The following is an 11,842-nucleotide window of genomic DNA, read 5'->3' as shown; positions in this document are numbered from 1 at the left end:
GATTTGCGCTAAATCTCCAGCTCCGTGCCGAACTCGACCACCTGCTTGGTCGGCACGCCGAAGAACGCGGCGGAGCGTTCGGCGTTGCGTTGCAGAAAGGCGAACACGGTTTCGCGCCAGACCCACATGCCCGGCACGTCCTCGCGCGGAATGATGGTTTCGCGGCCGACGTAATAGGTGATGTCGTCGAGGTCGATCCCGGGCAGCTTGCCGTGGCGGCAGGCGAGGGTCAGCCCGTCGTAGATCGTCGGGTTCTGCATGAAGCCGTAATGCAGGACGACGCGGGTAATGCCGGGAATGATCTCGATCACCTCGATGCGGTCTTCGTCGGCGATGTGAGGAAGCTCCTCGATCAGCACGGTGACCAGGATGATGCGCTCGTGCAGCACGTGGTTGTGCTTGACGAACTGGGTCAGCGCCAGCGGCACGCCGCGCGGCGCCGACGCCAGGAACACGGCGGTGCCTGGAAGCCTGGCGCTGCACTTGTTGACCGCGGTCTCGATCAGATCCTCCTCGGGCTGGCGCAGCTTTGCGCGTGCCGCTTCGACGAGCTTCACGCCGCTGCGCCAGGTCAGCATCAGGAAGGCGACGAAGCCCGCCAGCATCAGCGGAAACCAGCCGCCCTCGAACAGCTTGATCGAATTGGCCGAGAAGAAGATCAAATCGATCACAAAGAAGAAGCCGTTCACGGCCACCACGAGCCACGGCGAAAAACCCCACTGGATCGCGAGCAACGCGGCGAGCAGCGTGGTGATCGCCATCAACAGCGACACCGCGATTCCGTAGGCGCCGGCCAGCGCCTCCGAGCTGCCGAAGCTCAGCACGGCGCCGAGCGTTGCGGCGGCGAGCAACCAGTTCACCAAGGGCACGTAAATCTGGCCGATCGCGTCGCTCGTGGTGTGACGGATCTGCATGCGCGGCAGGAAGCCGAGCTGGATCGACTGCTGCGTCAACGAGAACACACCGGAGATGATGGCCTGCGAGGCGATCACGGTCGCGACCGCCGAGAACGCGACCAGCGGATAATGCAGGGCGTCAGGGCAGAGCTGGAAGAACGGATTTTCGATCATGGTGGGGTCGGTGATCAGCAGCGCGGCCTGGCCGAAATAGTTCAGCACCAGCGCGGGCAGGCAGATCGCGAACCAGGCCAGCCGGATCGGCAGGCGGCCGAAATGCCCCATGTCGGCATACATGGCTTCGCCGCCGGTCACCGCGAGGAAGGCGGCCCCCAGGATCGCGAAGGAGACATGAAAATCCTGGTGGATCAGGAAGTCGAACGCATAGAGAGGGCTGAGCGCCGCCAGCACCGCCGGCGCCTTGACGATGCCGTGGATGCCGAGCGCTGCCAGCACGAAGAACCAGGCCAGCATCACCGGTCCGAAGATGCGGCCGATGAAGCCGGTGCCCTGCTTCTGCATCATGAACAGTCCGATCAGGATGACGACGGTCACGGGTACAACCGCCGGCGCGAGCGAGGGGGCGTCGACCTTCAGGCCTTCGATGGCTGAGAGCACCGAGATCGCCGGGGTGATCGCGCCGTCGCCGTACAGCAGCGCTGCGCCGATGAGGCCGACGACCAGCAGATGCGCGCGCCAGGTGCCGGGTTGGGCGTTGCGGGCATGCAGCAGCGCCAGGAGCGCGACGATGCCGCCTTCGCCGCGGTTGTCCGCGCGCAAAATCAACAGCGCGTATTTCAGCGAGATGATCAGCAGCAACGCCCAGAGGATCAGCGAGGCAACGCCCAGAACGGCATCGTTCGTCAATGTGCCGCCGTGGGCGGCAGCCTTGGCTGCTTCCTTCAGGGCGTAGAGGGGGCTGGTGCCGATATCGCCATAGACCACCCCGAGGGCGCCCATGGTCATCGCAAGCGGCAGTGGATCAGGTTGATGGCCGGAGGCGACTGCGGGCGTACTGGACAATGGCGACCCCCCGATGGGATCGCGCCCGACGGGTCATTCCGGCGGGCGCGAGCATCAGGCAGTCTGCGACGGGACGTCGCAAATATCCATGGGTTATCTTTTGGGTTTGTCGTTGGGACTTATCGCGAGGATTCCTGACGCGAAACTGACAGGCCCCCGCTACGGAGTGCGGTTGGCGGTCACGAGGCGCGCCTCGCGGATGTTGGCTTTGGTGCCGGCCTGGCGAAGGCAGGACGCCTCGAAATTCGGCCAGGCTCGCTGCGAGCAGTCCTTGCCGATGGTGCGGATATCGAGCCGGTCGCCCTTAGCGAGCGGCTGCGGCACGCTCGCCTCGACGGTCGGGGCGAAGCCGGGCAGGAGGGTGAGGGCGGCAGCAACACACGCAGAGATGGCGATCGCCGAAAGAGCCTTGATCATGACAGTCCCCTGTGATGCGACCGCTACGCCCAGTGTGCGGCCCGTCGTTCGTTGGCCGGATTAGTAACCATGGCCAGTTTCCGGACGTCTTCGCGAACGCGGGAAATGGTTTCGTTCGCGCTCCGTTTTGTTTCGTGGCTGCCCTCAGGACGAAACAATTCGGCGCATTCCAACACGGTTTTGCGGAAAAACCGCCGGGGAACCTGACCGGCTTGCCGGGCCGGGCCGGGCGCGGTAGGACGTGGCCATGCCCCGCATTGCCTTCTATCCAGGTTCCTTCGACCCCATCACCAACGGCCATCTGGACGTGGTCCGGCACAGCGTGTCGCTGTGCGACAGGCTCGTTGTCGCGATCGGGGTGCACCCCGGCAAGAAGCCGCTGTTCTCGACCGAGGAGCGGCTCAAGATGCTCCATGACGTCTGCGGGCCGGTGGCGGCCCAGGCCGGCTGCGTCCTCGAAGCCGCGACGTTCGACGATCTATCGGTGACCTCGGCGCGCAAGCACGGTGCGACGATTATGATTCGGGGCCTGCGCGACGGCACCGATCTCGACTACGAGATGCAGCTCGCCGGCATGAACGAGGCCATGGCGCCGGAGGTGCATACGGTCTTCCTGCCGGCTTCTCCCATGGTCCGCCCGATCACCGCCACTTTGGTGCGCCAGATCGCTGCCATGGGCGGGGACGTCTCGGCCTTCGTCCCGCCGCTGGTTGCGGCCCAGCTCAAGGCAAAATTCGCCTGATAACGGCGCGTTTCCTTTCTCATCTCTGATCCGGAGTTATCATGATCCGAATTCTCGCATTTGTTGCCGCGGTTCTGTTCGCGGTGCCGGCGTTCGCGCAAACTTTGCCGGCCGGCCTCGACAAGGCCAACGCCATCGTCATCGACTCCACCAAGGGCCGCATCGTCATCAAGCTGAGGCCGGACCTTGCACCACAGCACGCCGAGCGCATCAAGCAGCTCGCGCGCGAGGGTTATTACAACAACGTGCCGTTCCATCGCGTCATGGACGGCTTCATGGCGCAGACCGGCGACGGTCAGAACTTCAACGGCACCGGCGGGTCGAAATATCCGAACCTGAAGCAGGAATTCTCGAAGGTGCATTTTGCGCGCGGCATCGTCGGGATGGCCCGGCGCGGCGACAGCGTCGACACCGCCAATTCGCAGTTCTTCATCATGTTCGCCGACGGCGGCAGCCTCGACAACCAGTACACCGTGATCGGCGAGGTCGTGCAGGGCATGGACGTCGTCGACAAGCTGAAGAAGGCGCCTCCCGGATCGAGCGGCGGCACCGTCACCGATCCCGACAAGATGGTGAAGGTGCAGGTCGCTTCCGACATCAAATAGGAGCAGCGATGGCGCGCTGCGGTGGCAAGCTCCTGCTGGTTGCCGCGGTGCTGCTGCTCGGCGTCCCCGGCGCAGTCGCCGAGGAGGCACAGGTCAACACCATCCAGGACATCTTCCGGCATCTGCGCACCTGCTGGAAGCCGCCGCCCGCCGCCAGGGCCCGCCCGATCGACATCACCGTCGTCGTGAGCTTCAACCGGGCCGGAAACATTCTGGGCCATCCGAGGATTACCTATGAATCCGTGGAGGCTTCCGACAATGACCGGCTGCAATACCGGGTCGCGGTGATGGAGGCATTGCAACGCTGCACGCCGATGCCATTTACCGATGCGATGGCCGGCGCCGCTGCGGGGCGTCCATTCGCGATCCAGTTTCGCAACGGCAAATCTTCACCTGACAGGACTTCACCCCCAACCCAAGAGAGACGAGCATGAGCGCCACCGAAAATACTTTGATCCTCGAGACCACGCAGGGCCCCGTCACCATCGAGATGCGGCCTGACCTGGCGCCCGGCCACGTCGCGCGCATCAAGGAACTCGTGCGTGAAGGCTTCTACGACGGCATCGTGTTCCATCGCGTGATCGACGGCTTCATGGCGCAGACCGGCTGTCCGCAAGGCACCGGCACCGGCGGCTCCGGCAAGAAGCTGAAGGCCGAGTTCAACAAGGAGCCGCATGTGCGCGGCACCACCTCGATGGCGCGCGCCGCCAGCCCGGATTCGGGCGACAGCCAGTTCTTTATCGTGTTCGACGACGCCCGCTTCCTCGACAACCAGTACACGGTGTGGGGCAAGGTCACCGAGGGCATGGAGAACGTCGACAAGATCAAGCGCGGCGAGCCCGTGCAGAACCCCGACAAGATCGTCAAGGCGCGGATGGCAGCTGACGCGGAGTAGGCGTTCAAACCTCATGGTGAGGAGGCGCGTAGCGCCGTCTCGAACCATGAAGGCCGAGCTGGAGCAGCGGGGCCTTCATCCTTCGAGACGCGCGTTCCGCGCTCCTCAGGATGAGGAGTGACTGTGTGGCCCCGAGCACGCGATGCGCACTGACCTCTTCGATTTCGACCTGCCCGCCGAGCGCATCGCATTGCGCCCGGCGAGCCCGCGCGATTCCGCGAAGATGCTGGTTGTCGATCAGGGCACGCTGCGCGACCAAATCATCGCCGATCTGCCGCAATGGCTGAAGCCAGGCGACCAGCTCGTCGTCAACGACACCAAGGTGATCGCGGCACAATTGAAAGGCCGTCGCATCGGCCGCGAGACCGAGCCGAAGATCGAGGCGACTCTGATCAAGCGTCTCGACGGTTCGCGCTGGCAGGCGCTGGTGAAGCCGGCCAAGAAACTCAGGGACGGCGACCGCATCCGCTTCGGCAATGAGGGCAAGGTCTGCCTGCTCGGCCATCTCGATGCCGAGCTCGAGGCCAAGGGCGCCGAAGGCGAGGTGACGCTGTCATTTTCGTTCCACGGCCCGACATTGGATCAAGCCATCGCCGATCTCGGCAGCCCGCCGCTGCCGCCCTACATCGCCTCGAAACGCACACCTGACGATCGGGATCTCGCCGACTACCAGACCATGTTCGCGGCGAATGAAGGCGCCGTTGCCGCGCCGACGGCCGGCCTGCATTTCACGCCGGCGCTGGAGCAGGCGCTGCACGCGCGCGGCGTCGGCATCAATCGCGTCACGCTGCATGTCGGGGCAGGGACGTTCCTGCCGGTGAAGGTGGACGACACCGAAGGCCATAAGATGCATGCCGAGTGGGGTACGCTCTCGGCCGAGACGGCGGAGCGGCTCAACACCGCCCGCAAGAACAGCGGCCGTATCATCGCGGTCGGCACCACGTCATTGCGGCTGCTCGAAAGCGCAGCCCGCGAGGACGGCACCCTTGAGCCGTTCGCCGCCGAGACGTCGATCTTCATCACCCCCGGCTATCGCTTCCGCGCCGTCGATGTTCTGCTGACCAACTTCCATTTGCCGAAGTCGACACTGTTCATGCTGGTGTCGGCATTCTCCGGGCTGGAGACGATGCAACAGGCCTATGCGCATGCGATCGCGCATGGCTATCGGTTCTATTCCTATGGCGATGCGTGTTTGTTGTTTCGGGCAGAGCCGTAAGCGACGCACAACTTTATCACGGTCACCCTGAGGTGCTCGCCTCTTTGGCGAGCCTCGAAGGGCGACGGCCCGGCTGATGCGCCTCGGCCGTGCATCCTTCGAGGCTCCCCGTGCAGCGCCTCGCGCTGCACAGCTCGCGCCTCAGGATGACGGATTGAGCGCGCGTTACGCCATCACGCGCTGCGGCAGGAGCTCCGCGATCTGCACCGCGTTGAGCGCAGCGCCCTTGAGCAGCTGATCCGCTGCCACGAACATCGAGATCGAATGCCCGGAGGGGTCGCTGAGGTCCTTGCGGATGCGGCCGACCAGAACGTCGTCCTGGCCCGAGGCGTCGATCGGCATCGGGAAGTAGTTCCTGGCGCGGTCGTCGACGATCTTAACGCCGGGCGCTCGCGCCATGATGGCGCGGACCTGATCCTCGCTGATCGGCTTCTCGCATTCGAAGGTGATGGCCTCGCAATGAGCCCGCAACACCGGCACGCGCACGCAGGTGACGCCGATCGCAATCTTGTCGTCCTCGAAGATCTTGCGGGTTTCGTTGATGACTTTGGTCTCTTCGTCGTTGTAGCCGGTGTCGGGGTCGATCGCCGTGTTGTGGTTGAAGAGGTTGAAGGCGTAGGGATGCGGCATCACCTTCGGCGTATAAACCTGCCCGTTGAGGTTGGCGCGGGTGGACTCGACCAGCTCGTCCATCGCGGCAGCGCCGGCGCCGGAGGCCGCCTGATAGGTCGAGATGATCACGCGCTTGATGCGGTTGCTCTGGTGGATCGGCCATAGCGGCACGAGCGCGGTAATGGCGGCGCAGTTCGGGTTGGCGATGATGCCCTTGTGGTCGCGGATGCGGCTCGCGTTGATCTCGGGGATCACCAGCGGCACGTTCGGGTCCATGCGGAAGGCGGAGGAGTTGTCGACGACGACGGCACCCGCCTTGACCGCGATCGGCGCGAACTTCTTGGAGATGCTGCCGCCGGCGGAGAACAGGGCGATGTCGACGCCTTCGAAGGCGCGTTCGGTCAGCTCCTCGATGACGACGTCTTGCCCGCGGAACGACACCGTCTTGCCGGCCGAGCGGGCACTCGCCAGCGCCTTGAGCTTGCCGACGCGAAAGCCGCGCTTGTCCATGGTGGCGATGAATTCGGCGCCCACCGCACCGGTGACGCCGACAATCGCGACGACGGGATCGTTACTCACTTTGTCCTCCATTGATTTGAGAATTCAGACAACAAAAAAGCCCCGGACCAACGAGGGCGGGGCTTCGGTAGAGTGGATTGCGTTCTAGTCGACGACTACACGCGCACGCCTCCCCGGGCCCCGAAGGCCGTGGTGGTTTTAGTCGTGCGTTTGGTGGTCGTGAACATGGCGGGAGCTTATGCGGGAGAGTTTTGCGCCCGTCAATGGCTTTTCGGCGGGATTGGGGCCGCCGCTATTTGGTCCGGGCGCCCGGCGGTTCGAGGATGACCTCCTTGAGGTTGTCGCCACTGATGACGACGATCGCGAAATTCAGCCGACCGCGTTCGCGCACCAGCCCGCCGCTGATCGCCTTGCCGGAGGCCGCGCGTTCGGCGACGTGCACGGCATCCGCAAGCCGGTGCTTGATGGCACCGAGCGCTGCGAGGTTGCTGCGGTCGTCGAGGTCGAGCTCGGCGAGAGGGAGGGCGGCTTCGCCGCCGACGAGCTCGCCGGTTGCGGCATTGATGGTGTGGCGCCAGATCCGGTCATTGTGCAGGGTCTTCACCCGGTAGACCGGCACGCCGGAGGCTCCGTCGAAACTCACATCCGCCGTGGTGGCACCCGCGTGACGGGCTTCCGCAATCGCCATGGCCTGGTTGATCGAGATTGAAGAGCTGCGGAAGCGCTCGATCTCGCGGCTGACCGCTTGGCGGTCGGCCTCAGCGTCACCATCTGTATCGCTGTGAAGGGTGGTCGGAGTGCCTGTGCTCACGATCGCCCGCGCCGGCGCCGCGAGGAGGAGTGCGGACAGGGCGATCGCGAGCAATCCCGAGATCCGTCGTTTGGCTGTCGTCATGCTCGAAACCCTCGGCCAGCGAGTGTGCCGGATGATCGTAAAGAATTTGCGGCCGACCTTGGGCATCGGTCGGCCGCTGCGTCGTGACGGGTGGTACCGCCGCGGCGATCGAAGCGATGCGGACCTCTTTGGGGCTGGTGAAAAAGCGATCCGCATCGCCCTATAATTAAACCATACCGTATCGTTTTGTTTTGGTCAACGGCGCGGGCGCCGGATTCCCTGGAAGAATCGCAACCTCACGGAATTGTCAGCGCGAGGGGCGCCGCCGCCGCGTGGTCTTGGCGGCCTCCTGGAGGCGGTCCGGAGGGCCAAGCGCACCGGCCAGGAACAGCTTGATGGCAACCCGCATGCGCTTTTCGGCGTCTTTCAGCTCGAGCGTCGTTCCGAACGTCGCCATGCGGTGGGTGTGCCCCACGACGACGTCGAGAAACACCTCGGCTGCGATCGTGGTGTCTTCGATGTCGAGCGCGCGTTGCGCCACCAGATGGTCGAAGAAGCGTGCCGTGGTGGCGACGGCCTTGAGCCAGCCTTCCTCCTTGCCGAGCTTGGCGATGTCGGGGAAGTTGATGGCCTGCGACGTCATCATGCGGCTGAAGGCGACGGCATCGGGACCGCAGGTGAATGTCAGCATCTCGCGCCCGATCTCGACCAGCCGCTGCTCGACCGAGATATCCGAGGCGCTGCCGAGCTGGGTCTCGGCAGCCGCCGATAGCGGTGCAAGCCATCGCGCGATCTCGCGCCGCAGCACGGCGGCGAACAATCCGCGCTTGTCTCCGTAACGGGCATAGACGGTGGGCTTGCTCACCCGCGCGGCTTCCGCGACCGCATCGAGCGAGGTGGCATCGAAGCCGCGATCCAGGAACAGGCGGGTGGCGACCTCGATCAGCCGCTGATCGCGCTCGATCGCGGCGCTTTTCGTCGGCCGGCCGCCGCGCGATTTCGGCACCTCGCGCCGCTGAGCTGCCGGTCTGGTCCTGGTCGCAGTCAATCCCATGCCCAATGATTCCTGCGCGGTCGTGACATCAGTGATTGCTCTATAACGCGCAGCAACGGGTGCGTCATGGCCAATCTGGCCGGACGGGCCTCATCGTCAACCGTCCCGGCACGGCCCTGTTCCTCAGCGAGCGCTTACGGAAGCGTCGAAGTCCAGGCCTGGCCAGACGCCGCCTTCTCGTATCCGTACTGATACAGCGCTCGCATATAGGCGGTATCGAATCCTTCCGAGGGGGCGGCCGGATAGTCGCGCGCGATGTAGGAGAGGTGGAAGCCCAGGCGGTTGCGCCTGGCAAAATCATAGGTCGAGAAGATGATCGAGCGGGTTTGCGACTGGGTGATCGACGATAGGCTGCGTGAGGCGACGTCGATGGTGCTGTTGGAGACCAGCTCGAAGTTTCGCTCGATCTTCTTGTTGACGAGGATGTAGATGTCCAGCTTCGCAGGTCCCGGCAGGCGACTGCCCTGGAAAAGCAGGGCTTCCGGCAGCGTCAGCACCGGGGCGGTCACGCCGCCGTCGACATGCATCTCCTGAAACCTGCGGCCCTCGCCTTCGGCGTCGATCATGATCGGCGGAAACACCAGGGGGATGCTGGCGGAGGCCGCCATCACGTCGCGAAACAGCTTGAGCGCCTCGGGCGTGCCGACCGCGGCGATCTTGCCCATGTCCCAGATCGCGGTGCGCTGGGTGTCCAGATCGGTCGTCACCACCAGCAGCCTTCGGCCCTTGGCGTTTTCACGCGCGACCTGCGCCATGATCTCCGGCCCGACATAGCGGGCGACGAGCTCGCGCAGCCGCGTGTTGCCGAACAGGCCGGATCCGAACAGCACGCGCATGATGCTGGGATCGCTCAACAGGCTCTCCGCGACACCGCTGGTGTAGACCTCCTTCAGCGTGTCGTCATACCGTGAGCCGAGAAACGCAAAGGGTGCGATCAGGCCGCCGGTGCTGACGCCCGAGACGACCGAGAACGTGGGACGCGTTCTGGCCGCGGTCCAGCCGTTCAGCACGCCGACGCCGTAGGCGCCATCCGCGCCGCCGCCTGACAGCGCCAGATAGGACTTGCTCGCGGTGCTGGTGTCCTTCTCGAAGCTGAATTTCGTGATGGGCTCGTCGGCGTAGCGCCGGAGGCCGTCGATATCGAGCACGCGCGATGTGCTGGCCTCAGCGGCCGTATAGGGCGTGCGGGGCAGGGAGGTGCAGGCGCCGAGCGCCAGGCTGCATGTCAGGACCAGCAATCCGAACAGGCGGACGCCGGTCTGCCTTGTCCGGCCATGCGAACGGGCGGACGGATCAGTCGAACTTGAAGGGAAGGGCATTGTCGGTGGCTGGCGATCACGCATCTACCGCCGCCGGCAACATCGCCGCGGCAGCTCGTCCAGCCCCAAGATAAAACTATACTGTATCGTTTTGTTTGACAAGCGCTGCAGGCACAAATTCCGTGTCCCCAATATTGGTGTCGGTTGTCCCGGTCTGATGCATAAGCCGGCCGAAGCATGGCCTGAGCGGGTTGATCGGCCTGCTCCGACACGCAATAAGCACCGTCATGAATCGTCCTGACACCGGTCTGCCCAATCATTTCGAACTGCTCGCCACCGATGGCGCCGCGCGCACCGGGCGCCTGACCACGCCGCACGGCGTGGTGCGCACGCCCGCCTTCATGCCGGTCGGCACCGCCGGCGCGATGAAGGGCATGCACTGGCGCGAGGTGCGTGAGGCCGGCGCCGACATCGTGCTCGGCAACACCTATCATCTGATGCTGCGTCCCGGCGCCGAGCGGATCGCGGCGCTTGGCGGCCTGCAGACATTCACCGGCTGGAACGGGCCGATGCTGACGGATTCCGGCGGCTTCCAGGTGATGTCGCTGGCGGATTTGCGCAAGGTCAGCGAGCAGGCCGTGACGTTCCGTTCGCATATCGACGGCGCCAAGGTCGAGCTGTCGCCGGAGCGCTCGATCGAAGTGCAGCGTTTGCTCGGCTCCGACATCGCCATGCAGATGGACGAATGCGTGCGGCTGCCCGCCGAGCGCGCCGACATCGACCGCGCGATGCAATTATCGCTGCGCTGGGCCGAGCGAAGCAAGCGCGCCTTCGAGAGCGCGCCCGACGGCTACATGCTGTTCGGCATCGTGCAGGGCGGCGACATCCCCCAGCTTCGCCATGCCAGCGCGCAAGGCCTCATCGAGATCGGTTTCCATGGTTATGCGATTGGCGGCCTCGCCGTCGGTGAGCCGCAGGCCGTGATGCTGGCGATGATCGACGAGACGGCGCCGCTGCTGCCCAGAGAGCGCCCGCGCTATCTGATGGGCGTCGGCACGCCGGACGACATCCTCGAAGCAGTCACGCGCGGCATCGACATGTTCGATTGCGTGATGCCGACGCGCAATGGCCGGCATGGCGTTGCCTTCACACGCTTCGGCCAGGTGAATTTGCGCAACGCGCGCCACGCCGACGATTCCCGTCCGCTCGACGAAGAGAGCTCCTGGCCGTCGGCGCGCACCTACGCGCGCGCCTATCTGCACCACCTCGTCAAGTCGGGCGAGACGCTGGGTGCGATGCTGCTGTCCGAGATCAATATCGCTTACTACCAGTTCCTGATGCAGGGCATCAGGGACGCTATCGCACAGGGAACGTTCGAGGAGTTCTATCGGCGTACGCGCGAAAACTGGGCGAGGGGCGACATCGCCCCGCGCTAGGTCAATTGCGCATGGTCAGTGAAGGAGCATCAGTTGCAGAGGAAACGCTGCTTGACGGCGTGCTTGGTCACGAAGCCGTAGCCGCAATTGTCGCAGGTCCAGAGATAGCTGATCAGGTGCTCCGACACATACGCAGAACCTTCGGCGGCGACCATGGAGTCGGCGCAGACGGGACAGGTGGGCAACTCACTGCACCGCGGAGCGCGGTTCGGTGCGACGGTCGACAACACTTCAGCGACTGCTGACATCGTGGTGACCTCCCAGCTTGAGACCTAAGTCTAACATAAGCAGAATCAGTTGACGAGGTCGCAACACAAATGCGTTGGTTTTCTG

13 protein-coding genes are annotated in these 11,842 nt (G+C 64.6%); 6 read left to right on the top strand and 7 right to left on the bottom strand.

The features are described 5' to 3' along the window. Positions 1-8: 8 nt before the first annotated feature. Positions 9-1,862, bottom strand: coding sequence for a potassium transporter Kup (locus BRA471DRAFT_RS20325; protein WP_050992648.1), 1,854 nt, complete (start codon positions 1,860-1,862; stop codon positions 9-11). A gap of 216 nt (positions 1,863-2,078) precedes the next feature. After that, positions 2,079-2,336: a hypothetical protein gene (locus BRA471DRAFT_RS20320; RefSeq protein WP_007610646.1), complete on the bottom strand. Its 258-nt coding sequence runs from the start codon at positions 2,334-2,336 to the stop codon at positions 2,079-2,081. Positions 2,337-2,583: 247 nt separating this feature from the next. Here BRA471DRAFT_RS20320 and coaD point away from each other — a divergent pair, with 247 nt between their 5' ends. From coaD to queA, 5 genes are all read left to right on the top strand, one after another. After that, entirely contained in the window at positions 2,584-3,078 is a 495-nt protein-coding gene (coaD, locus tag BRA471DRAFT_RS20315; RefSeq protein WP_007610644.1) for a pantetheine-phosphate adenylyltransferase, read from the top strand. Between the two features lie 41 nt (positions 3,079-3,119). Further along, complete coding sequence (locus BRA471DRAFT_RS20310; RefSeq protein ID WP_007610642.1) at positions 3,120-3,683, top strand: peptidylprolyl isomerase; 564 nt, start codon at positions 3,120-3,122, stop codon at positions 3,681-3,683. 8 nt (positions 3,684-3,691) lie between these two features. Next, on the top strand, positions 3,692-4,117 hold the full coding sequence (locus BRA471DRAFT_RS20305; protein ID WP_007610640.1) for a hypothetical protein: 426 nt from the start codon (positions 3,692-3,694) through the stop codon (positions 4,115-4,117). Continuing rightward, on the top strand, positions 4,114-4,578 hold the full coding sequence (locus BRA471DRAFT_RS20300; protein ID WP_007590736.1) for a peptidylprolyl isomerase: 465 nt from the start codon (positions 4,114-4,116) through the stop codon (positions 4,576-4,578). Before BRA471DRAFT_RS20305 ends, BRA471DRAFT_RS20300 begins: the two co-directional genes overlap by 4 nt. Before the next feature lie 142 nt (positions 4,579-4,720). Next, entirely contained in the window at positions 4,721-5,794 is a 1,074-nt protein-coding gene (gene queA / locus BRA471DRAFT_RS20295) for a tRNA preQ1(34) S-adenosylmethionine ribosyltransferase-isomerase QueA (RefSeq protein ID WP_007610638.1), read from the top strand. A gap of 165 nt (positions 5,795-5,959) precedes the next feature. On the opposite strand, the gene BRA471DRAFT_RS20290 is transcribed toward queA, so the two are convergent. From BRA471DRAFT_RS20290 to BRA471DRAFT_RS20275, 4 genes are all read right to left on the bottom strand, one after another. Continuing rightward, on the bottom strand, positions 5,960-6,997 hold the full coding sequence (locus BRA471DRAFT_RS20290) for an aspartate-semialdehyde dehydrogenase (protein ID WP_035974141.1): 1,038 nt from the start codon (positions 6,995-6,997) through the stop codon (positions 5,960-5,962). 220 nt (positions 6,998-7,217) lie between these two features. Further along, on the bottom strand, positions 7,218-7,820 hold the full coding sequence (locus BRA471DRAFT_RS20285; RefSeq protein WP_007610636.1) for a PepSY domain-containing protein: 603 nt from the start codon (positions 7,818-7,820) through the stop codon (positions 7,218-7,220). Between the two features lie 247 nt (positions 7,821-8,067). Then, a complete protein-coding gene (locus BRA471DRAFT_RS20280; RefSeq protein WP_007610635.1) occupies positions 8,068-8,814 on the bottom strand; it encodes a TetR/AcrR family transcriptional regulator in 747 nt (248 codons plus the stop codon). A 134-nt stretch (positions 8,815-8,948) separates the two neighbouring features. Then, positions 8,949-10,157 carry a patatin-like phospholipase family protein gene (locus BRA471DRAFT_RS20275; RefSeq protein WP_007610634.1) on the bottom strand — a complete coding sequence of 403 codons (1,209 nt, stop codon included), beginning with the start codon at positions 10,155-10,157 and terminating at the stop codon, positions 8,949-8,951. 203 nt (positions 10,158-10,360) lie between these two features. Here BRA471DRAFT_RS20275 and tgt point away from each other — a divergent pair, with 203 nt between their 5' ends. Then, positions 10,361-11,509, top strand: a complete 1,149-nt coding sequence (gene tgt, locus BRA471DRAFT_RS20270) for a tRNA guanosine(34) transglycosylase Tgt (RefSeq protein ID WP_007610633.1) — start codon at positions 10,361-10,363, stop codon at positions 11,507-11,509. A 29-nt stretch (positions 11,510-11,538) separates the two neighbouring features. Here the strand turns inward: tgt and BRA471DRAFT_RS20265 are convergent, their stop codons facing one another. Next, positions 11,539-11,757, bottom strand: coding sequence for a hypothetical protein (locus BRA471DRAFT_RS20265; protein ID WP_007610632.1), 219 nt, complete (start codon positions 11,755-11,757; stop codon positions 11,539-11,541). Positions 11,758-11,842: the final 85 nt, after the last annotated feature.

It is taken from the genome of Bradyrhizobium sp. WSM471 (genome assembly GCF_000244915.1).
Taxonomy (GTDB): domain Bacteria; phylum Pseudomonadota; class Alphaproteobacteria; order Rhizobiales; family Xanthobacteraceae; genus Bradyrhizobium.
This window is presented reverse-complemented; position numbering and strand designations above follow the sequence as displayed.